The sequence below is a fragment of the Streptomyces sp. NPDC044044 genome (assembly GCF_056434405.1).
Genome location: NZ_JBWKFG010000009.1, coordinates 383,542 through 402,345, shown reverse-complemented (window position 1 = coordinate 402,345; position 18,804 = coordinate 383,542). Strand labels below are relative to the sequence as shown.

20 protein-coding genes and 7 tRNA genes are annotated in these 18,804 nt (G+C 71.8%); 12 read left to right on the top strand and 15 right to left on the bottom strand.

The features are described from left to right. Positions 1-91 precede the first annotated feature (91 nt). Together AC07AG_RS32610 and AC07AG_RS32605 are read right to left on the bottom strand one after the other, a co-directional pair. Positions 92-1,324 carry a hypothetical protein gene (locus AC07AG_RS32610; RefSeq protein ID WP_478759959.1) on the bottom strand — a complete coding sequence of 411 codons (1,233 nt, stop codon included), beginning with the start codon at positions 1,322-1,324 and terminating at the stop codon, positions 92-94. Next, the gene (locus AC07AG_RS32605) at positions 1,321-1,887 is read right to left on the bottom strand and encodes a DUF4365 domain-containing protein (RefSeq protein WP_478759705.1); all 567 of its coding nucleotides are present in this window, start codon (positions 1,885-1,887) and stop codon (positions 1,321-1,323) included. The genes AC07AG_RS32610 and AC07AG_RS32605 overlap by 4 nt, the downstream gene beginning before the upstream one ends. A 168-nt stretch (positions 1,888-2,055) precedes the next feature. On the opposite strand from AC07AG_RS32605, the gene AC07AG_RS32600 reads away from it, so the two are divergent. After that, positions 2,056-2,781 carry a 3'-5' exonuclease gene (locus AC07AG_RS32600; protein WP_361056818.1) on the top strand — a complete coding sequence of 242 codons (726 nt, stop codon included), beginning with the start codon at positions 2,056-2,058 and terminating at the stop codon, positions 2,779-2,781. A gap of 79 nt (positions 2,782-2,860) precedes the next feature. Here AC07AG_RS32600 and AC07AG_RS32595 read toward each other — a convergent pair. Both AC07AG_RS32595 and AC07AG_RS32590 read right to left on the bottom strand, forming a co-directional pair. Continuing rightward, positions 2,861-2,932: transfer RNA gene (locus AC07AG_RS32595), tRNA-Val, on the bottom strand. 73 nt (positions 2,933-3,005) lie between these two features. After that, entirely contained in the window at positions 3,006-3,464 is a 459-nt protein-coding gene (locus tag AC07AG_RS32590; protein WP_478759704.1) for an SRPBCC family protein, read from the bottom strand. Between the two features lie 92 nt (positions 3,465-3,556). Here AC07AG_RS32590 and AC07AG_RS32585 point away from each other — a divergent pair, with 92 nt between their 5' ends. Beyond that, a complete protein-coding gene (locus AC07AG_RS32585) occupies positions 3,557-6,193 on the top strand; it encodes an SCO7613 C-terminal domain-containing membrane protein (protein WP_478759703.1) in 2,637 nt (878 codons plus the stop codon). Positions 6,194-6,309: 116 nt separating this feature from the next. On the opposite strand, the gene AC07AG_RS32580 is transcribed toward AC07AG_RS32585, so the two are convergent. Together AC07AG_RS32580 and AC07AG_RS32575 are read right to left on the bottom strand one after the other, a co-directional pair. Then, positions 6,310-6,381, bottom strand: a tRNA-Val gene (locus AC07AG_RS32580). A 65-nt stretch (positions 6,382-6,446) separates the two neighbouring features. Beyond that, on the bottom strand, positions 6,447-6,878 hold the full coding sequence (locus AC07AG_RS32575) for a TIGR02611 family protein (protein WP_361056827.1): 432 nt from the start codon (positions 6,876-6,878) through the stop codon (positions 6,447-6,449). 191 nt (positions 6,879-7,069) lie between these two features. Between AC07AG_RS32575 and AC07AG_RS32570 the strand changes: the two genes are divergently transcribed. Together AC07AG_RS32570 and AC07AG_RS32565 are read left to right on the top strand one after the other, a co-directional pair. Further along, complete coding sequence (locus tag AC07AG_RS32570; protein ID WP_003959770.1) at positions 7,070-7,483, top strand: SsgA family sporulation/cell division regulator; 414 nt, start codon at positions 7,070-7,072, stop codon at positions 7,481-7,483. 229 nt (positions 7,484-7,712) lie between these two features. After that, a complete protein-coding gene (locus tag AC07AG_RS32565; RefSeq protein WP_478759702.1) occupies positions 7,713-8,276 on the top strand; it encodes a CGNR zinc finger domain-containing protein in 564 nt (187 codons plus the stop codon). Between the two features lie 76 nt (positions 8,277-8,352). Here AC07AG_RS32565 and AC07AG_RS32560 read toward each other — a convergent pair whose 3' ends face one another. After that, entirely contained in the window at positions 8,353-8,523 is a 171-nt protein-coding gene (locus tag AC07AG_RS32560) for a hypothetical protein (RefSeq protein WP_351164862.1), read from the bottom strand. Between the two features lie 178 nt (positions 8,524-8,701). Here AC07AG_RS32560 and AC07AG_RS32555 point away from each other — a divergent pair, with 178 nt between their 5' ends. Beyond that, on the top strand, positions 8,702-10,267 hold the full coding sequence (locus AC07AG_RS32555) for a DUF4874 domain-containing protein (protein ID WP_478759701.1): 1,566 nt from the start codon (positions 8,702-8,704) through the stop codon (positions 10,265-10,267). Between the two features lie 47 nt (positions 10,268-10,314). Here AC07AG_RS32555 and AC07AG_RS32550 read toward each other — a convergent pair whose 3' ends face one another. Continuing rightward, complete coding sequence (locus AC07AG_RS32550; RefSeq protein WP_478759700.1) at positions 10,315-10,761, bottom strand: hypothetical protein; 447 nt, start codon at positions 10,759-10,761, stop codon at positions 10,315-10,317. A gap of 197 nt (positions 10,762-10,958) precedes the next feature. Between AC07AG_RS32550 and AC07AG_RS32545 the strand changes: the two genes are divergently transcribed. Beyond that, entirely contained in the window at positions 10,959-11,495 is a 537-nt protein-coding gene (locus AC07AG_RS32545) for a DsbA family protein (RefSeq protein ID WP_478759699.1), read from the top strand. 15 nt (positions 11,496-11,510) lie between these two features. On the opposite strand, the gene AC07AG_RS32540 is transcribed toward AC07AG_RS32545, so the two are convergent. From AC07AG_RS32540 to AC07AG_RS32530, 3 genes are all read right to left on the bottom strand, one after another. Continuing rightward, a complete protein-coding gene (locus AC07AG_RS32540; protein WP_478759698.1) occupies positions 11,511-12,335 on the bottom strand; it encodes a GNAT family N-acetyltransferase in 825 nt (274 codons plus the stop codon). A 74-nt stretch (positions 12,336-12,409) separates the two neighbouring features. Continuing rightward, on the bottom strand, positions 12,410-13,231 hold the full coding sequence (locus tag AC07AG_RS32535) for an aminotransferase class IV (RefSeq protein WP_478759697.1): 822 nt from the start codon (positions 13,229-13,231) through the stop codon (positions 12,410-12,412). Beyond that, positions 13,228-14,298 carry a chorismate-binding protein gene (locus AC07AG_RS32530; protein ID WP_478759957.1) on the bottom strand — a complete coding sequence of 357 codons (1,071 nt, stop codon included), beginning with the start codon at positions 14,296-14,298 and terminating at the stop codon, positions 13,228-13,230. The genes AC07AG_RS32535 and AC07AG_RS32530 overlap by 4 nt, the downstream gene beginning before the upstream one ends. Positions 14,299-14,461: 163 nt before the next feature. Between AC07AG_RS32530 and AC07AG_RS32525 the strand changes: the two genes are divergently transcribed. From AC07AG_RS32525 to AC07AG_RS32505, 5 genes are all read left to right on the top strand, one after another. Next, positions 14,462-14,534: transfer RNA gene (locus AC07AG_RS32525), tRNA-Gly, on the top strand. Between the two features lie 39 nt (positions 14,535-14,573). Then, positions 14,574-14,647, top strand: a tRNA-Cys gene (locus AC07AG_RS32520). Position 14,648: 1 nt separating this feature from the next. Beyond that, a tRNA-Val gene (locus AC07AG_RS32515) sits at positions 14,649-14,720 on the top strand. Between the two features lie 41 nt (positions 14,721-14,761). Further along, positions 14,762-14,833 (top strand) — tRNA-Val (locus AC07AG_RS32510). Positions 14,834-14,862: 29 nt separating this feature from the next. Next, a tRNA-Val gene (locus AC07AG_RS32505) sits at positions 14,863-14,937 on the top strand. A 54-nt stretch (positions 14,938-14,991) separates the two neighbouring features. Here the strand turns inward: AC07AG_RS32505 and AC07AG_RS32500 are convergent. The 4 genes from AC07AG_RS32500 to AC07AG_RS32485 form a co-directional block, all read right to left on the bottom strand. Then, complete coding sequence (locus AC07AG_RS32500; protein ID WP_361056847.1) at positions 14,992-15,306, bottom strand: TFIIB-type zinc ribbon-containing protein; 315 nt, start codon at positions 15,304-15,306, stop codon at positions 14,992-14,994. Positions 15,307-15,375: 69 nt separating this feature from the next. Further along, the gene (locus AC07AG_RS32495) at positions 15,376-16,314 is read right to left on the bottom strand and encodes an aminoglycoside phosphotransferase family protein (protein WP_478759696.1); all 939 of its coding nucleotides are present in this window, start codon (positions 16,312-16,314) and stop codon (positions 15,376-15,378) included. 265 nt (positions 16,315-16,579) lie between these two features. Continuing rightward, a complete protein-coding gene (locus tag AC07AG_RS32490) occupies positions 16,580-16,786 on the bottom strand; it encodes a hypothetical protein (protein ID WP_351164871.1) in 207 nt (68 codons plus the stop codon). Between the two features lie 198 nt (positions 16,787-16,984). Further along, positions 16,985-17,251 carry a hypothetical protein gene (locus AC07AG_RS32485; RefSeq protein ID WP_365820979.1) on the bottom strand — a complete coding sequence of 89 codons (267 nt, stop codon included), beginning with the start codon at positions 17,249-17,251 and terminating at the stop codon, positions 16,985-16,987. A gap of 201 nt (positions 17,252-17,452) precedes the next feature. On the opposite strand from AC07AG_RS32485, the gene AC07AG_RS32480 reads away from it, so the two are divergent. Further along, positions 17,453-18,799 carry a serine/threonine-protein kinase gene (locus AC07AG_RS32480; protein ID WP_478759695.1) on the top strand — a complete coding sequence of 449 codons (1,347 nt, stop codon included), beginning with the start codon at positions 17,453-17,455 and terminating at the stop codon, positions 18,797-18,799. Positions 18,800-18,804 lie beyond the last annotated feature (5 nt).

Here is an 18,804-nt window from a genome sequence, read left to right as displayed (position 1 = left end):
CCTGCGCGCGAAACGAATCGTACCGAGCCGGGGGCGCCCATCGCGAAACGGTTCTCTCCCCGGCCCCGGCCGCGCCCCGCCCCGGACGCCCCTAGTCGCCGCTGCACGCCTCCTCGAAGAAGTCGAGATTCTCCTGGAGCGACTTCATCAGGCGGTCCTTCTCCGCGTCGTCCACCTGCACCGGCACCACGCCACAGGCCCCGGTGAGCCGCCGGAACCCGCCCCGGCTCTCCAGCCGCCCGTGCACCCGGATCGGCAGCCCCACGAGGTGGGCATGGCCCGCGATGCGGTACGACTCCTCGTCGAGGGTCATGCGTACGTGGGGGACGTCGGCGCCCGCGAGCACCCGCACCCGCACCGTGCCCTCACCCCGCGGTCCCGACCGCCGCATCCGCACCACGGTCCCCGTGATCCGCACCGGCATCGCAGGCTCGTCCCGCAGATAGCGGGCGCTCGCCTCCCGCAGCACCGTCAGGTCACCGGGTGAGAACTCGACGGGCTCCGCATCGACGGCGCACCCCTCGGGCACCCCGGCGGCGGGCGCCCACTCCACGGCGATCCGCGCCCCTTCCGTGCCCCGCACCAGGGCCACGACGGCCTCGGTCAGCTCATGGCTGACGCCCGCCTCCACGGCGCCGTCGAAGGCGTCCATGCCACCGGTGGCACGTTGGTAGTCGACGGCCTCACGGACCGCGTACAGCGCCTGGTGCAGCCGCACCGCGATCAGGCGCCCGGTCAGGACGGGCACGAACGCGGTGAGCTGCCGCCCGCCGGGAGCGGGCCCGACCAGGACGCTCTCCAGGGAAGCGGCGGCGGGTCCGCGGTGCCGCGCCCCGTAGTACCCGGCACGGCCGCGCGCCGCGAGGGCCCCCGCGAGCAGCATCTGCCGTGCCGCCGCCCGCAGTTGCTCCTCGGCCGTCCAGGTCGCGGCGCCCGCGGGGCCCAGCGGGACATCCCGCCACCAGCGGATCTCGTCGCTGGGCACGGTGAGCCCGACCAGCACGTCACGCGCGGACGGCGACGCACTGCGCGACAGCGCGGTGAGCGCCTCGCCCAGCAGGTCCTCGCAGTCGGGGAAGGCCCTGCTCTCCGGCACGAGCAGACTGGTGCCGCCACCTCCGGGTCCCGGAGGGGTCCAGCGGGCGTAGCGCCCCGCCGCTCCCCCGCGCCGGTGCCAGCCGTGCCGGTCGAGCAGCGCGCCGAGCACGGCGGGGTCGACCTGCGAAGGGTCGAGCGGACCCAGCGGATCGGACCAGGCGCCCGCGGCTTCAACGGGGTGCGGGCGAACGGAACGTAGCGGCTCTTCGATCGGGCGGTGCATCAGGGTCTCCCTCCCGTCCCGACCCGCGTCATGATCTCGCAGAGGGCCCTGTCGTCGAAGATCCGCGAGGTCGGGACGCGCACGGTGGTCCTGCGCCGGCCGGTCACCTGGTGTCCGGCGAGGTTGGTCCAGTAGCAGCAGTGCCGCAGGTCGAGCCGGTCATGGCTCGCGCGCAGCCAGTCGTCCTGCGACCGGGGAACGAGCATCACGACCAGGATCTTGTGCACCGAGACCGGGGTGCGGGCGAGCTTCTCCAGGTGCGGGTTGTCGAGCGTGAAGGAGAAGGCGGCGCCCGGGGGGTTCGGCGGTATCTGGTACGTGCACTTGAGCTGCACCTTGATGGTGACTTCGTCGTCGACCGTGTGCCCGGGGGCGCTGTGGCTGACGTGCCAGTCGATTCCGTTGTCCGGGAAGGGCTGCGAGAGCGAGCACCCCGCCGCGGCGGCGACGGCGTGCAGATAACCCACCTGAAGGGTCTCCATGCAGGCGGTGGTGGCGAGTGTGCCGCGCGGCGGTGGGATCCGCTCGGGCAGCAGTCCACCCTTTTCGGGCTGCGCGAGCGCCATGTGCAACGAGCCTTCCGAACCAGTGAATCCCCGCTTCGGGCCGGTCAATTCCCAAGCCCTGTACCTCTGTTGTCTCCGGGCCGCGTACAGCGCAAACGGCCCGGGTATCACCGGTGTGGGCAGGGGAGGAAAGCCATCTGCCGGACATGATCGAGGAGTTGCGTCACTATGACGTGCTGGTACGAGGGGCCCTTGGCCGCATTCGACACGGAGACCACGGGCGTCGACGTCGAGACCGACCGCATTGTGTCGGCCGCCGTCGTCGTCCAGCAAGGAGCGGGCACCCGCCCGCGCATCACTCGCTGGCTGGTGAACCCGGGCGTTCCCGTGCCCGCGGGCGCCACCGCGGTGCACGGCCTGACGGAGGAACATCTGCAGCACAACGGCCGCTGGCCGGCGCCGGTGATGGAGGAGATAGCGAGGGAACTGGCGGAACAGGGCGCGGCGGGCCGCCCCATCGTCGTCATGAACGCACCGTTCGATCTGACGATCCTGGACCGGGAGTTGCGCAGGCACCGCGCGTCCTCACTGAGTCACTACATGGCGGGCTCGCCGCTGTGCGTCCTGGACCCGCGGGTCCTGGACAAGCAGCTCGACCGTTACCGCAAGGGCCGCCGCACCCTGACCGATCTGTGCGCGCACTACGCGGTGGAGCTGGACGAGGCGCACGACGCGGCGGCCGACGCGCAGGCCGCGCTGGATGTCGTGCGCGCCGTGGGGCAGCGTTTCGCGTCCCGGCTCGAACGGCTCTCGCCTGCCGAGCTGCACGCGCTCCAAGCGGTGTGGCACGCGGCGCAGGCGCGCGGTCTGCAGGCCTGGTTCGCGCGCAGCGGTACGCCGGAGGCGGTGGATCCGGCGTGGCCGCTGCGGCCCGAAATGCCTGCGGCAGCCTGACCGTACGTACGAGTGCGGGCATGAAGCTGTGTGGGCATGAAAAAGCCGGTCCGTCGGTGACGGACCGGCATTCTCCGGGTGGGCGATACTGGGTTCGAACCAGTGACCTCTTCGGTGTGAACGAAGCGCTCTCCCACTGAGCTAATCGCCCGGGAACGGACTGAACAATACAGGTCTTCGCGGGTTTCCTTCAAACCGCTTCCAAACCGCCTCCGCGAGAGCCCTCAGTCTCCCCTCAAGTCCCCTCCGAGGTGCGCCTTCAGACCTCGCTCGCCCGCGCGCATCATCAGCGCGTGGTTGAGGAGGAAGACGGGTCTCCCGGGAACGGCGAGGCGCCGCATCAGCGGTTTGCGCACCACCACTTCCTGCTCGTAGACCGCCCGCGTCCCGCCCGGCGCAGCCGTGACGGTCCAGCGCGCCCAGCCCTCCAGATCCCCGGTCATCGCGATCTCCAGGACACCGGCCTCCGGGTCGCGGAGCCGTTCCTCGCCGGTGACGAGCAGGTCGTACGGCAGGAGGGAGCGGAAGCGCGCGGTCCCGCTGCGCTCGTCCACGGGCGTCACCTCACGCACCTGGGGCCACCACTGCGGATAGTCCTCGGCACGTTCGAGAACGGCGTACACCTCGGCGGGCGGTGCGGGCACGTTCCAGACACTGCGGAAGCGGTAGTGACTCCAGTCCATGGTCCGAGTCTGCCGGTAGGGCGCCCGATCTGAGTACGGAGTGAGTATCCGCACCGATGTCCGTCGCTGTGTCCCGGACCACACTCCACGGCATGACGAACATTCCGCCCCCGGCCGAGGAGCTCCGCGTCCTCGACCTGGAGCTGCACCGACTCGACGCGCGCAGGTCGCAGTTGCTGCAACGCCGCGCCTGGCTGATCGGCACCCTGCAAGCGGCAGCGGCACCCGCCCCCGCTCCCCCGCGGCCGGCCCGCGCCCCGGAAGCCACACCGCCGAACGTGCAGAACGTACTGCTCACGCTGGGCGGCATCCTGCTGACCATCGCGGCGATCGCCTTCACGCTGGTGAGCTGGGGCCATCTCGGCATCGGCGGCCGCAGCACCGTCCTCGCGGCCGTGACGCTCACGGCACTCGGCGTGCCCGCGCTCCTGCTGCGCCGGAAGCTGCGTTCGACGGCGGAGACGGTGGCCGCACTCGGTCTCGCCCTGACCGTCCTCGACGCCTACGCCCTCCATGCCGTCGCCCTGCCACAGGCCGACGCCCTGGGCTTCACCGCGGCCGCGTCCGCCGCGCTCGCCGCACTGTGGGCGGCGTACGGACTGCTCTTCCGCGAGCTGCGGCTGCCCTTGCCGCTGGCCGTGGCGACCGCTCAACTCCCGTTGTTCCTCTGGGCGCGCGCCACGGAGGCGGGTGACCACGCGACGGCTGCGGCGCTTCTGGTGACAGCGGCGTTCGACGTCGCCATCGCACTGCGGGTCGCCGACCCGGCCGTACGCACCATCGCGACCGTCGGCGCCTGCGCCGCGGGCCTGTGGGGCGCGGCGGGCTCGATCCATCTGTCCTGGTCCGCCACGGATCTGCCCGACGCGGCGCGGGCGAGCGCGCTCCTGATCCTTGCCGCGTCGATCGCGCTGGTGGCGGCGTGGCTGATCACGCAGCCCCCGCAGGCGACGGGTGCGGCGTTCGCGGGCGGCCTGCTCCTGGCTGCCGCGGCCGGTGGCGTGCTGCGCGAGACGCTGCCCTCCGCATGGACGGTCCCCGGCTATCTGGCGTGCGGCATCGCGCTGTTGGCGGTCGTACGCGCCGGGCTGCCGCGACCCGTCCTGCGCGGGATCGCCGGAGCGGCGCTCCTGGTGCACGCACTCGCGGTGCTCTGGACGCTGCCCGCGTTCGTCACCGCCCTGCTCGGGCCCGTGAGTTGGGCCGGAAAGGCGTGGTCGGGCACGCCGCAGGACGCGAAGGACGCATTTTCCGTGCCCGGACTTCCCGTGCAGCATCCCTTCATGGCCTCGCTCGTCCTCGCGACTGTCGCCGGGGTCGCGTTCGCGGCGGCCCGACTGCTGCCCGCGATCATTGAGCGGCTGGGGACGCCGCAACCCAGCCGGTCGGCTGCCGCCCCGGCGGCACCATCTGCCGCTCCTGCCGCAGGGCCCGGCACCTCGCCGACCGTGGCACCCGGTGCGGATCCTTCCGCAGGTCCCGGTGCGGCGCCCGCAGCGGGGCCGGGCGCGGGCCCTTCGGCGGATCCCGGCGCGGAGCGGGGCGCCGGACCGTCCCTCGCCCCCGCCGCGGCGCCGTCCGGCGCACCGCGCCTCGACACCCCCGCCATCACCCGCTCCGGTGCCCTGGCCCTCGCCTGGGCCGCCCTCCTCGTCCTCCCCTCCGCACTCCAACTCCCCTACGCGGCCGGGGTGTCGGCGTACATCGCCCTGACCACTGCCCTGCTCGCCGTCGCGTCGCGCGTCGCCTCGAAGGCGCCCGCCATCACCTCCCTGAGCCTGGCGATCGCCTCCTCGGCGAGCGTCGCCTTCCTTGCCCTGGCCACCACTGAGGCGACGCTCGGCACCCTCGGCGCCCTGACGGCTCTGTTCCTGGCGGCGACGGTGCTCGCGGCCCGTCGCCAGGCGCCCGTTCCTGGCGTGGCGCCCGCCGCCGTCGGTGCGGCCGTCGCGTACGCCACCGCGCTCGCCTGTGCCACAGGCGCCGCCTGGCACCTGCGTCCGGACCACACCGGGCTGCTCATGCTGATCGTCCCCGCGCTCGGTGCCCTCGCCGCGGCCCGGCTCGGCCGACACCCGCTGACGCCGCCGGTGGAGATCACCGGGGCCCTCGCGGGCGGACTCGCCGTCGTCCTCACCACGGGGCACGCGACGACCCTCGCCCTGGCCCTCGCGCTGGGCGGCGTCATCGCCGCGGGCACCGCGCTCCGCGGTGACCGCCGCCGCGTCGGGTACGCGGCCGGTGCGCTGTTCCTCCTGGCGACCTGGGTACGCCTTGCCGCCTGGGACGTCGCGACGCCGGAGGCGTACACCCTGCCGGTCACCGTCCCCGCCCTCCTGATCGGCGTACTGCGGCGCCGCCGCGCCCCGCAGACGTCCTCCTGGACCGCCTACGGCGCCGCCCTCGCCGCGACCCTCCTGCCGAGCCTCATCGCCGCCTGGAGCGACGCGCACTGGCAGCGCCCGCTGCTCCTGGGCACCGCGGCCCTGCTCATCACGCTGGTGGGCGCCCGGCACCGGCTGCAGGCGCTGCTGGTACTCGGCGGCGCGGTCCTCGCCCTGGACGCACTGCACGAACTGGCGCCCTACATCGTCCAAGTGGTGGACGCCCTGCCGCGCTGGCTGCCGCCCGCGCTCGCCGGACTCCTGCTCCTCGCCGTCGGCGCGACGTACGAACAGCGGCTGCGGGACGCACGCCGGGTGCGTGACGTTCTCGGCAGAATGCACTGACTCCGCTTTTCCCGCGCGGCAGCCGACGGGGCGTCAATTTCCTGTGCCGCACGGGAAAGTGAGCGAATACGACTGCGGCCCGGAGGCTTAAAAGCCTCCGGGCCGCAGTTCCGGGGTGGGCGATACTGGGTTCGAACCAGTGACCTCTTCGGTGTGAACGAAGCGCTCTCCCACTGAGCTAATCGCCCCGGGCGCACGGAGAACATTACCGCATGTCAGCGGGTGCCTCCGACCGCCTGGAGTCACCCGGAGGTCACTCCTTGATCTTCCACGGCATCTCGAGGCCGAACTTCCAGACGTAGATCGCGACGAGCACGGCGATGATCACCAGGCCGATGGTCGTCAGGATGATGTTCCGGCGGCGGACCTTGGGGTCGAGCGCGCGCTGCGCCGCCTCCGTGACCTTCCGCTTCGTCCAGCGAAGGACCAGCTGGGCCCAGACGAACTCGGTCGCCCAGATCGCCATTCCGCCGAAGATCACCAGCCAGCCCGGTCCGGGCAGCGGCAGCATCACGATGCCCGCGGCAACCACAGCGAGGCCGACGATGAACACGCCGACCTGCCAGCTGAGGTGCAGCGCCTTGCGGGCCTGAATGAACTCCGGCGCACGCGATCCGAGCGGCTGTTCGTCCTTCGTGCCGGTGATTGTTTCGGCAACCCCCGGCTCGTTACTCCCCGTATTCATACGGCCAAACCCTACCGGACGGAAACCCGTCACCGGAATGGCCGTACGGACCGAACAGACAACCCGCCGTACGAGCTACCTAAAGACACCCAAAACCCTCAGAGGGGTTTACAACGGCACCGTAGGTGGCATGTCGATTTCGCCGACGTGCGAATCCCCGAGCGCACACTGAGCGAAAGGCCCTGGCGCTTATGAACACCACGGTCAGCTGCGAGCTGCACCTGCGCCTCGTTGTGTCGAGCGAGTCCTCACTGCCTGTACCCGCAGGACTGCGGTATGACACGGCCGATCCCTATGCCGTGCACGCCACCTTCCACACCGGAGCCGAGGAAACCGTCGAGTGGGTGTTCGCCCGCGACCTCCTCGCCGAGGGCCTGCACCGGCCCACCGGTACCGGCGACGTCCGAGTCTGGCCGTCCCGGAGCCACGGTCAGGGTGTTGTCTGCATCGCCCTGAGTTCCCCCGAGGGTGAGGCTCTGCTCGAGGCCCCGGCGCGGGCCCTGGAGTCGTTCCTGAAGCGAACCGATGCGGCCGTGCCGCCCGGCACGGAACACCGCCACTTCGATCTGGATACGGAGCTCTCGCACATCCTGGCCGAAAGTTAGCTCCAGGCCGCGCGAGAGCGCCCGGCGCCGTCCGACTCGGGGCGACGGCTCGGGCATGACAACCGCACAGTGCAGACACACCGGCGCCGTCGCCGCGGACTCCCGCGGGGACGGCGCCGGTGTGTCCTGTCGCGAAGCCGCTAGCATCGGCCAGCATCGGCGGGCACCCGCCCCCTGGCTCTCCACGAGCGGGGGGAGCGCCCACTACCCCCAGGCCAGGGAGCAAATCGTGCTGATCACCCACGACACCCGGTGCGCACTCGACGCCGTGGTCGATCTGGTGAACACCGCGCCGGACGACGACAGCGCCGGGACGGACGGGCTCGCGGACCTAGCAGCCTTGGGCGAATTCGTACGAAGCCACGACATAAGTGACGTCGGGGTGCTCTCGGAGCGTGACCTGGCCGGTGTCCGGCACATCCGCAGCCGCTTCCGTGAAGTCTTCGCGGCGCCCGAGCCGCAGGCCGCGGCGGCGGTGATCAACGAACTGATCGCCGCGGCGGGCACCACACCCCGGCTCACCGACCACGACGGCTACGACTGGCACGTGCACTACTTCGCGCCCGGCGCCTCCATCGCCGACCACCTCGCGGCGGACTGCGGGATGGCGCTCGCGTTCTTCGTGGTCGCCGGCGAGCAGGAGCGGCTGCGGCGCTGCGAGGCCCCGGACTGCCGGCACGCCTTCGTCGACCTCTCCCGCAACCGCTCTCGCCGCTACTGCGACAGCCGGACCTGCGGCAACCGGCTGCACGTCGCCGCCTACCGGGCCCGGCGCAAGGAAGCGGCGGGCTGAGCCCACGGCCGCGACGGCCCTCAGAGCCCCTTCAGAACCCCTAGAGCTCCTAGAGCCGCTAGAGCCCCTAGAGCCCCTAGAGCCGCAGCAGATCGTGCAACGAACCCATCAGGATCAGGACGCCGATCACCGCCAGGAAGATCATCAGGGGTGGCTGGGAGAGCGCGAACAGACAGCCCTTGGGCTCTTCCGTCGCGGCTCGCTCATCGGTCGGCGGGGCGGCATCGCCCGGTGCGGTCTCCAGCATCTCGCGGCGATGATGACTCAGTCCCGGGGGTACCGATGACCAACACGCCCGGAAAGCGGGGGAGTTCGCCGCATTCCGTGACCTGCAAAAGTCCAGCGTCCCGCCCGTTCCGTCCATGGCTCACCAGCGACGCACCTCGTCAGACTCGGCGGCACCGCCACACGAACGAGGGAGTCTCATGCCCATCGAACGCAGACGGTTGTTGACGACCGCGCTCGGTACGACCGCGGCGGCGCTGGTGCCGCTCGCCACGGCACCTTCCGCGTCCGCCGCCCCACCGACCGCCGCCGCCCCATCGGCCGCCTGGCACCGGGTCCCCCACCGCGGCATCCGCCCCGACGACCCGGCGGGCCGTGCCCCGCTGGCCAATCCCCGCCGCGGGTTCCGCCACGAGATGTCGTACAACGCCGTGGACCTCACGAGCCCCTGGCCGAACGAACAGGACCACTCCCCCGACTCCGCGCGGACGCTCGATCTCCTGGAACGCGAGTACGGCCCCGGCGCGAACCTCACCCAGCTGTACTTCTACCTCTGGGACTTCGCGACCTCCACGATCCCGCTGAGCGCCCTCGACAACATCGAGAGCGTCCTGCGCGGACTGCGCCGCAAGGGATACGCGGCGGTCCTGCGCTTCGTGTACGACGACGGCGTGCGGGAGAACCGCCGCTACACCGTGCAGGACATCCAGCGCCACATCGCACAGCTGGCGCCGGTCGTCGCGCGCAACAGCGATGTGGTGGCCGTGTGGCAGGCCGGCTTCCTCGGCACGTGGGGCGAGTGGCACGGCAGTCACTACGCCCACGAGACCTACCCCGACGCCGTCACCGCCATCATGACGAGCCTCGTCGAAGCGCTGCCGCCGGGAATGCACACACAGGTCCGCTACGCCGAGAAGCGCGACATGATCACCAACAGGGCGATCCTGGACCGGATCGGTTTCCACAACGACTACGTGACGCTCGGCGAGGGCGAGTGGGACTACTACGTCCCCGGCAACCCGGGCTGGCCCAGCTATCTCGACGTCTCGCAGACGCGGATGATGGACGGGGAGATGCCGTGGGACAAGGGGCAGAGCACGGATCCGTACGCGTGGAGCACCGTCATCCCCGGGGTGGCAGCCGCACGGCGGCTGCAGACGCTCCGGTTCGACAGCCTCTCCCTGGTGCACAACGCCACGGTGACCGTCCCCGCCTGGAAGGCGGCGGAGCTCACCGAGCGGCAGACGGCGGACGCGCTGCTTCCGGTCTCGGACGGCTACTTCCGGGGGCGTGACGGGCGGCCGGTGGCGCGCACGCAGTTCGAGTATCTGCGGGATCACCTGGGCTACCGGATCGAGGTGCGCGAGGCCCGCCACGACCTCTCCGCCGTCCGGCGAGGCCGCCTTCCCGTCCAGGTCGACGTGGTCAACCGCGGCTTCGCGGCGCCGAAGCACCCGCGTCCCGTACGGCTCGTGCTCCTCGACGCGGACGGGCGGACGGTGGCTTCCACGGACACCGGGGCGGACTGGCGCGACTGGCGGCCCCAGGGGCGTGCGGAGACCGGGGACGACCACTCGGGCCCGGCCGTCGCGACCGTGCGCGGCGAGCTCAGGGTGCCCGCAGGGACGCGCGGACCGCATCGCGTGGGTCTGGCCCTGCCCGACCCCGCTTTCCCCGGGAGAGGGCGCGCGGTGCGGTGCGCGAACGCGTCGGTGGAGTGGGCCGAGGGCGTGAACGTGGTCGCGAAGGTACGGCTCGGCGGCTGACCTGCGGGGCGGGGGGCGGCAGGGCGGGGCGGGGGCGGCAGCTGCCGTCAGATTCCGTGCTTCTTCAAGATGGCCTCGATGTCGCTGAAGTCCTCCTTGGGCGCGGCCGCCTTCGGCTGAGCCGCCGCAGGCCGGGCGGCCGGGCGGGCGCCCTGGCCCAGGGAGGGCGCGGACGCCGCGGGGGCCACCGCCTCGCGCTGGGCCGCCTTCGCGGCCTTGCGCTCCTTGCGGGTGCCGCCGGAGCGGCGCTCCACGGCGCGGGTGATCATGAAGAGCAGCCAGGCGACGCCGAGCACACCGAAGCCCGCCCACGCCTTCATGCTGAAGGCGGTGTCGGCGAGCCAGCCGACGACGCCCGTCATCACCAGGCCGACCGGGACCAGGGAATAGGCGGCGAGGCGCGTCGCCGCGAGGAAACGCTTGCGATAGGCCGTGATCGCGGCGATGCCGAGGCCGGCCGCGGATACGGCGGAACAGACGGTCTCGGCAATCATCCGGTCCTCCAGGCGTACGGGCGTACGGGCGTAGACGGTGACACTGTCGCCCTTCCATCCTGCACCGGGTGGGCCCCCACAGGCCACGCCCCGAGCGGACTTCAGGGACATATCAGGGTCAGGCCTCCTCCGCAGGTTCCGGTCGGCTACCCGGGCCCCGGTTGGGGGCCGGTCGCGGGACTGGAAGACTGTGGCCCATGAGCGACTCTGCCCCCGCCGCCCCCACCGGCCCCCTCGTCATCGACATCTGGTGCGAGCTGGAGTGCCCGGACTGCCGGACCGCCCTCGACGACGTACGCACGCTCCGCGACCGCTACGGCGACCGCGTCGAGCTGCGTCTTCGGCACTTCCCCCTCGAAAAGCACAAGCACGCCTTCGCCGCCGCCCAGGCCGCCGAGGAGGCCTTCGAGCAGGGGCAGGGCTGGCCGTACGTCGAGGCCGTGCTCGGCCGGGCCGAGGAGCTGACCCGCAAGGGCGAACCCTTCCTGGTCGAGGTGGCCCGTGAACTGGGCCTGGACGCCGAGGAGTTCGACACCGCCCTCGTCGACGGACGCCACATGCTGATCGTCGACGCCGACCAGGCCGAGGGCAAGGCGATCGGCGTCACGGGGACACCGACGTACGTCATCGGGGGCGAGCGCCTCGACGGCGGGAAGAGCCAGGACGGCCTGCTCGATCGGGTCGAGGAGATCACGGACCTCCTGCTCGCGGCCTCCGGCCAGCACGGCTCCTAGAGCAGCCGCTCGTAACTAGAGCAGCTGCTTGTAGACGTAGTACATGACCGGTTCGTAGCCGAGGGACTCGTACAGGCGCAGGGCCGGGGTGTTGCCCGCGAAGACGTTGAGGCCCATGCGGGTCAGACCCACCGCGCGGGCCTGGGTCTCCGCCAGGTGCATCAGGGAGCGGCCGTGGCCGCGTCCGCGGTGCTCCTCGTCGACCTCGACGTCGAAGACGAACGCGTCGCCGTCGCGCAGCGCGAGCCAGAGGGTGCCGACCTTCGTGCCCTCCTGGGTGAGCACGCTGAGGCTGGTGCCGGGGGTGGCGAGGCCCTGCGGCAGGTGGTCGGCGTGGTCCGCGTCGGACTTGGCGCGCGCCTCCGCCTCCGGGACGCCACGCTCGATCCACGTCCGGGCGTAGTCCTCCTTCTCGCGGGCCAGCCACACCTCGTACTCGTCCTCGGTCATCTCCCGCCCCTCGATGCCTTCAGGCAGCGCGGGCGGCTCGGCGCTCAGGGGCTTGACCATGTGGCGGTTGCGCTCCTGGTAGCCGAGGGACACGGCGAGGCGGTGGGCCGCGGCGGCCTCGGCGGGCACGGCCACTTCGATCCGCTCGCAGCCCCAGCCGCGCACCACCTCCTCGGCGGCGAGCACGGCGACGGTGGCACGGCCGCGTCTGCGGTCGGGTTCCTTGATGCTCAGATCGCGCATCTCGGCGACACCGGGGCCGAACACGGCGTGCGTGGCGAGTTCTATCCCGCCCACAGGACGGCTGTTGACGCGCACTTCGTACGTGCGTGACTTCGCGCCGTCAGCGCTCTGCTGAAGCGGCCCGGTCGGCCGCAGGGTCGTGGTCATCAGTGGTGTTCTACCCGCCCTGCGGCTCGTGCGTCATCAGGATTACAAGCAGTTGGTGTCTCTTGCCCGACCGGTCACGGGTCGAGGTCGTCCGCCGCCCGCTCGTCGAAGATCCGCATCGCCTTGGCGGTCACCGGACCCGGCGCGCCCGGCAGTTCGCGCCCGTCGATCCGCCGCACGGCCTGGACGTCACGGAGTGTCGACGTCAGGAACACCTCGTCGGCGCGGTCCAGGACGTCGAACGGAAGGTCGGTCTCGCGCGCGTTCGTCCAGTCGACGGCCAACGCGCGCGTGATGCCCGCCAGGCACCCGGAGGCGACCGGCGGGGTGTGGATCTCGCCGTCGAGCACGACGAAGACGTTCGATCCCGTGCCTTCGCACAGCTGCCCCACCGTGTTGGCGAACAGCGCCTCCGAAGCGCCCTGTTCGCGGGCGCGCGCGAGGGCGACGACGTTCTCGGCGTACGACGTGGTCTTCAGGCCGGTCAGGGCGCCGCGTTCGTTGCGGGTCCACGGCACCGTGATCACGGCGGTCGTTTCGGAGCGCCTGCCGGCCTCGCCGACGGCGACGACCAGCGTCTGCCCCTGGTCACCGCGGTCCGAGCCGAGCGGCGAGAGACCTCCGGTGTACGTGATGCGCAGCCGCCCGAGCGGCAGCGGGTTGGCGTCGAGCACGGCGGCGCAGGCCGCGCGCACCTCGTCGAGGTCCGGCTCGGGCAGGCCGAGGCCGCGTGCCGAACGGGCGAGCCGGTCCAGGTGCCGGGTCAGCGCGAAGGGCCGCCCCTGGACCGACTTCACCGTCTCGAAGATTCCGTCGCCGACGGTCAGTCCGTGGTCGAGCACGGAGACGCGGGCGGTCTCGATGTCCTGCAGGCCACCGTTGAGCCAGATCTTCACTGAAGGGTTCCTCCACTCGCTTCGTACGCTCCCGACGCTACCGCCAGCAGTCTTTCCGCCTTCAGCTCGGTCTCCCGCCACTCCCCCTCGGGGTCCGAGCCCCAGGTGATCCCCGCGCCGGTGCCGAACCGCAGCACGCCCCGCGCGCGGTCGAACCAGAAGGTGCGGATGCCGACGGCCAGTTCGCCGGTGCCCCGGTCGGCATCGACCCAGCCGATGCCGCCGCAGTACGGGCCGCGGGGCGCGGTCTCCAGGGCGTCGATGATGCGCAGGGCGCTTGACTTGGGGGCGCCGGTGACGGAACCGGGCGGGAAGGCGGCGGCGAAGAGTTCGGGCCAGCCGGCGTCGGGGCTCAGCTCGCCCCGGACGGTGGAGACGAGGTGGACGAGCCCGGGGTGCTTCTCGATCACGCAGAGGTCGGGGACCGTCACGGAGCCGGTCACGCATATCCGCCCGAGGTCGTTGCGGACGAGGTCCACGATCATGACGTTCTCGGCGTAGTCCTTCTCGAGGAGATCCGCCTCGGTGCGGCCCGTGCCCTTGATCGGCCCCGACTCGACGACGCGGCCGTCGCGCCGCAGGAACAGCTCGGGGGACGCCGTCGCTATCTCGACCCCGTGCTCGGGCAGCCGGATCGTCCCGGCGTACGGAGCGGGGTTGCCGCGCGCGAGGAGCGCGGACAGGGCGTCGACGTCCACACCGTCCGCGCCGCCCGGAACCGGCGCGGACAGCACGCGGCAGAGGTTCGCCTGATAGACGTCGCCCGCCGCGATGTGTTCGCGCACGCGCCGCACGCCGTCCACATACGCGGCGCGGTCGAGCGACGACGTCCAGTCACCGGCGGCAGGGCCCCGCCAGGCCCCCGGCACCGGAGCGGGCACCGGCTCCTCGCGTACGTCGTCGAAGCGGGCGCAGACCAGTTCGCCCTCGAAGCTCGCGGAGACCGCCCAGAAACCGCGGGAGTCCAGGGCCGAGGGATCGCTGGTCACGTCCCTGAGGCCGGTCGCGAGCAGGCCGCCGAAGCGCGCCATGGGCAGGGACGCCCCGGAGGGCGGCCGGGAGGACATCTGAGGGGCGCTGTGCACGCCTGTGAGTCTATGACCGGTGTCCCGGTGGCGCCCCGGGCCGAAGACAGCGCAGCACGCTGCGCAAACGCGTTTTTGTACTGGCCCAGGAATCCGCTAGAGTTCAACACGTCGCCGGGACGCGCAAGCGGGCCGGGAAAGACAAGCGGACGTAGCTCAGTTGGTAGAGCGCAACCTTGCCAAGGTTGAGGTCGCCAGTTCGAACCTGGTCGTCCGCTCGCAGGAAGTGGGGGATCTTCCCGACCCCCCGCACTCCTGGTGGAGTGGCCGAGAGGCGAGGCAACGGCCTGCAAAGCCGTCTACACGGGTTCAAATCCCGTCTCCACCTCCAAGGACGATTAGCTCAGCGGGAGAGCGCTTCCCTGACACGGAAGAGGTCACTGGTTCAATCCCAGTATCGTCCACTGGATCTTCTCGAAGGCTCGCCTTCCTGAGGTCTGAACCCGCGCGATTAGCTCAGCGGGAGAGCGCTTCCCTGACACGGAAGAGGTCACTGGTTCAATCCCAGTATCGCGCACGCAGTACGCACCACACGCAGGTTGACCCGCGCGATTAGCTCAGCGGGAGAGCGCTTCCCTGACACGGAAGAGGTCACTGGTTCAATCCCAGTATCGCGCACCATCCGTACGAAGCCCCCGGCCGTTCCCACGGCCGGGGGCTTCGTCGTTCCTCCGGTCAGGAGGAGAAGAGCATGTGCCCGAAGCTCTTGTGACGCTTGTTGTGGCCGTAGTGCCCACCGTGACCGCCGTGACCGCCGTGGTGGCCGCCGTGCTGAGGAGCGCCCCACTGCGGGGCGGGAGCGGCCGGGTACGCCTGCGGGGCGGGCGGCGGGGGCGGGGCCTGCTGGCCGCCCCACTGGGACTCGACCCGGCTCAGGGCCTCGAGCTCGCCGTAGTCGAGGAATATCCCGCGGCAACCGCTGCACTGCTCGATCTGGACGCCATTGCGGTTGTACGTGTGCATCGGTGCATGGCACTTGGGACACTGCATGGTCGGCTCAACTCCTCGCCGGTCGTGAATGCTTGGCCGGATCTCTGCCCGGCTTCGGTGCGTTGCACCCTACTTCGTGGTGGTGGATGCCAACTCCGGCAGGAGGGCAGCCATTCGATCACAGGCGTCGACCACCGCCTGCTCGATCTCGTCGAGGGGCCTGTCCTCCCTGACGGACCTGGCGACGGCAAGGGCCGCGGTCTGTGCGGTGAGGGCGCGGGCGGGTACGTCGAGGGCGGGCCAGGGGTCCGTGCCGTCGGCCGGTACCGCGGGTCCGCGTGCCGCGCGGTAGGCGGTGAGGAAGCGGGTCCATTCGTCCGGGGCCAGGAGGCCGCAGGCGTACCAGGCCGCGGGGCGGGCCAGGTCCCAGGCGGGGTCGCCGAGGCCGAGGTCGTCGACGTCGATGAGCAGCCAGCGCCCTTCGGGGGTGCGGACCAGCTGGCCCAGGTGCAGGTCACCGTGGCACAGGAGCTTGGGGAGCGGGGCGGGCGCCTCGCCCCGGGCCCAGGCGGGGAGCGTGGCCCAGGCGCGCTCGACGGGGGCGGCCGCGGGGTGCGCTCCCGCGTCCCGCATCCGCGTCATCGCCCGTGCGGCCTTCAAGGGGCCCCGCATGTCCGGGAGCGGGTGCGGGAGTTCGGCCGGGGGCGTGGCGTGCAGGCGGGCGAGGAGGGTGGCGGCGGCTTCCCAGGGGGCGGCGTCGGGGTCGTCGCGGTCCACCGGGGTGCCGGCCCGCCAGAAGGTGACCAGGCGGCCGTCGAGCGGGACCGCCGTCGCGCCGAGCGGAGGGAGCAGGGTGCCGTCCAGGGCGGCGGCGACTTTCAGCCGGGCCGAGAGCCCGGCGGGGTCCGTGCCGGGGGCGTGGGCCTTGGCGACGGTGTCGCCGTGCCGGACGACCGTCGCGTCGTCCCGGTCCGCGAGGACGACGTCGGGGGCGCAGGCGCAGTCGAGCGGCGCGCGGTGGGCTGTGTGGCGGACCTTGGCGGTCAGCGCGGACAGCAAGGCGGTCACGGGTCCCCCGGCGTGCGTCGATCGGTGTTCCCCGTGAGCGTACGCGGGCCGGATCTCCCGACCTTCGGGTGTCTGAGGGCGAGGCCGGTGATCGACCGTGATCGACGGTGCGCGAGGACCCCGGCGGAGCTCAGCGCAAAGAAGTGCCCGCGCAGCTCCCCAGCTGCGCGGGCATTTCTCGTGCCGTCCGCCGCACCCCCGTCCCCACGGGGTTTCCTGGCCGGATGTCCCCGCCCGGACCGCTCATCCGGGCCTGGGGCGCCGCTCAGCGCCCCAGCATCACGCCCACGGACGACGCCTGTGTGACCACTGCTTCCCAGCCGCCGAAGACGACCACCAGCAGGGCCGCCAGAGGAAGAACCATGGCCGTCGCCACCAAGGGGTGGCGTGTGCCGGACGGGCGGACGCCGAACGTGGCGAAAGCCTTACGTCCTTGCGTGCGGATCATGGTCCGCGGTGCCGTGTCCGCCATGGTTCCTCTCCTGACCGAGTCTGTATGAACTTGGCAGCGGCGGGTACGTGACCTCGGGGGACGAGTGCTGCACCCGCCGCTTGACTTCAAATTTAGGTGCACCGGAAGGCCTGGTCGTCATGCCCTCGTACCGATTGCCGGGCCTCCCGGAGGATGACCGATCGTCGCTCGCGTACTCCCATGGGTGGAGACGGGGTCCTAGGTCTCGGGGTCTTCCCGGAGGGGACGGGCCGCCTGTTCGGACGTGTCCTCTCTGGGTACGGGCTGCTCGACCAGAGCCAGGACACGGGTCGACATGAACCGCGCCGTCCGCACGACAGAGCCACTACGGGTGACTTCGCTCACTTCGACCACCCCTCTGCGCACCGCCGTCTCCACCCGGCGGCCCGCCCGGCTCGCCACCACCTCGTACGTCCGTGTCGTGTCCCCGGCGTCCACGACTATCTCCACGCGATCACCCTTCACGGGATCAATCCCCCTTCAGCGATGGATGGTTGGGAACGGCGACCCCCACAACGGCCGCACGCCCCCGCGTCCCTGACCACTCTTCAAGTTTCCCACCCGGCACTGACAATCGGTCGGGCCGCGAGGGCGCGGCCTCTGCACCTGCCCGGCCACGGAAACGTAAGCTGTGGCACGACAACGGACCGGGCAGCGGGGATGGACATGGCGATGATGCGGCTCCGGCGCGAGGACCCGCGTGTCGTCGGCTCGTTCAGACTGCACAGGCGGCTGGGCGCCGGCGGCATGGGTGTCGTCTACCTGGGGTCGGACCGGCGAGGGCAGCGCGTCGCCCTGAAGGTGATCCGGCCCGATCTGGCGGAGGACGAGGAGTTCCGGTCGCGCTTCGCGCGGGAGGTGTCCGCCGCCCGGCGGATCCGCGGCGGCTGCACCGCGCGGCTCGTCGCCGCCGATCTCGACGCCGACCGACCGTGGTTCGCCACGCAGTACGTTCCCGGGCCTTCCCTGCACGACAAGGTCGCCGCCGAGGGGCCGCTCTCCGCGGCCGATGTGGCGGTCGTCGGTTCGGCGCTCGCCGAAGGCCTCGTCGCCGTACATGAAGCCGGTGTCGTGCACCGTGACCTGAAGCCGTCGAACATCCTGCTGTCCCCGAAGGGGCCGCGGATCATCGATTTCGGCATCGCCTGGGCCACCGGCGCCTCGACGCTGACCCATGTGGGCACCGCCGTCGGTTCGCCCGGCTTCCTCGCGCCCGAGCAGGTGCGCGGCGCCGCCGTCACGCCCGCCACGGACGTGTTCGCCCTCGGTGCCACCCTCGCCTACGCGGGGATGGCGGACTCGCCCTTCGGACACGGCAGTTCAGAGGTCATGCTCTACCGCGTCGTCCACGAGGAGGCGCAGCTCGGCGGGGTCCCTGACGCGCTCGCCCCGCTGATCAGGGCCTGCCTGGCCAAGGACCCGGCGGAACGCCCCAGCACGCTCCAACTGTCGCTCAGGCTCAAGGAGATCGCGGCCCGTGAGGCACAGGGCCTGACCGAGCCGCGGCCGCCCGCGCCCCGGCAGGACCAGGACCGGCCGACGGGGCGGATGGCCCAGGAGTACGCGGACCAGCACACCCAGCGGCGTCATCCGCAGGGCACTCCCCCGCCGCGGCCGAGTTCCTCGCGGACCGGTTCCTCGCGGACCGGCTCCTCGCGCACGGGTTCCTCCCGCACCGGTTCCTCGCGCACGGGTTCCTCGCGGCCGAATTCCTCGCGGTCCGGGTCCAGTTCCTCGCGGTCCGGCTCGCGTCCCGCGCAGTCCCGGAACACGACACGTTCCGGCGGCGCGCGGCGGCCCGCCAATCCGCGGCTGCTGCGCCAGCGGCTCTTCGTGTTCGTGGTCGTGACGCTGCTCGTGGCCCTCGGGATCGCGGCGGCCCAGGGGTGCCAGGGGCCCGCGCGCGGGCTCGGCGGCAGCGGCGTGCACGATGGGCGCGACGTACAGCAGAGCCAGAGCCAGAGCCAGAGTCAGAGCCAGCGGCAGGACCCGGGGCCGGGTCCTCGGAGCTGAGGGCG

Bases quoted from the DNA above. Each gene is read 5' to 3' on its own strand.
- AC07AG_RS32605 (WP_478759705.1), bottom strand. From the start codon at position 1,887: ATGGCGCTCGCGCAGCCCGAAAAGGGTGGACTGCTGCCCGAGCGGATC.
- AC07AG_RS32600 (WP_361056818.1), top strand. From the start codon at position 2,056: ATGACGTGCTGGTACGAGGGGCCCTTGGCCGCATTCGACACGGAGACC.
- AC07AG_RS32590 (WP_478759704.1), bottom strand. From the start codon at position 3,464: ATGGACTGGAGTCACTACCGCTTCCGCAGTGTCTGGAACGTGCCCGCA.
- AC07AG_RS32585 (WP_478759703.1), top strand. From the start codon at position 3,557: ATGACGAACATTCCGCCCCCGGCCGAGGAGCTCCGCGTCCTCGACCTG.
- AC07AG_RS32575 (WP_361056827.1), bottom strand. From the start codon at position 6,878: ATGAATACGGGGAGTAACGAGCCGGGGGTTGCCGAAACAATCACCGGC.
- AC07AG_RS32570 (WP_003959770.1), top strand. From the start codon at position 7,070: ATGAACACCACGGTCAGCTGCGAGCTGCACCTGCGCCTCGTTGTGTCG.
- AC07AG_RS32560 (WP_351164862.1), bottom strand. From the start codon at position 8,523: ATGCTGGAGACCGCACCGGGCGATGCCGCCCCGCCGACCGATGAGCGA.
- AC07AG_RS32555 (WP_478759701.1), top strand. From the start codon at position 8,702: ATGCCCATCGAACGCAGACGGTTGTTGACGACCGCGCTCGGTACGACC.
- AC07AG_RS32550 (WP_478759700.1), bottom strand. From the start codon at position 10,761: ATGATTGCCGAGACCGTCTGTTCCGCCGTATCCGCGGCCGGCCTCGGC.
- AC07AG_RS32545 (WP_478759699.1), top strand. From the start codon at position 10,959: ATGAGCGACTCTGCCCCCGCCGCCCCCACCGGCCCCCTCGTCATCGAC.
- AC07AG_RS32540 (WP_478759698.1), bottom strand. From the start codon at position 12,335: ATGACCACGACCCTGCGGCCGACCGGGCCGCTTCAGCAGAGCGCTGAC.
- AC07AG_RS32530 (WP_478759957.1), bottom strand. From the start codon at position 14,298: ATGTCCTCCCGGCCGCCCTCCGGGGCGTCCCTGCCCATGGCGCGCTTC.
- AC07AG_RS32500 (WP_361056847.1), bottom strand. From the start codon at position 15,306: ATGCAGTGTCCCAAGTGCCATGCACCGATGCACACGTACAACCGCAAT.
- AC07AG_RS32490 (WP_351164871.1), bottom strand. From the start codon at position 16,786: ATGGCGGACACGGCACCGCGGACCATGATCCGCACGCAAGGACGTAAG.
- AC07AG_RS32480 (WP_478759695.1), top strand. From the start codon at position 17,453: ATGGCGATGATGCGGCTCCGGCGCGAGGACCCGCGTGTCGTCGGCTCG.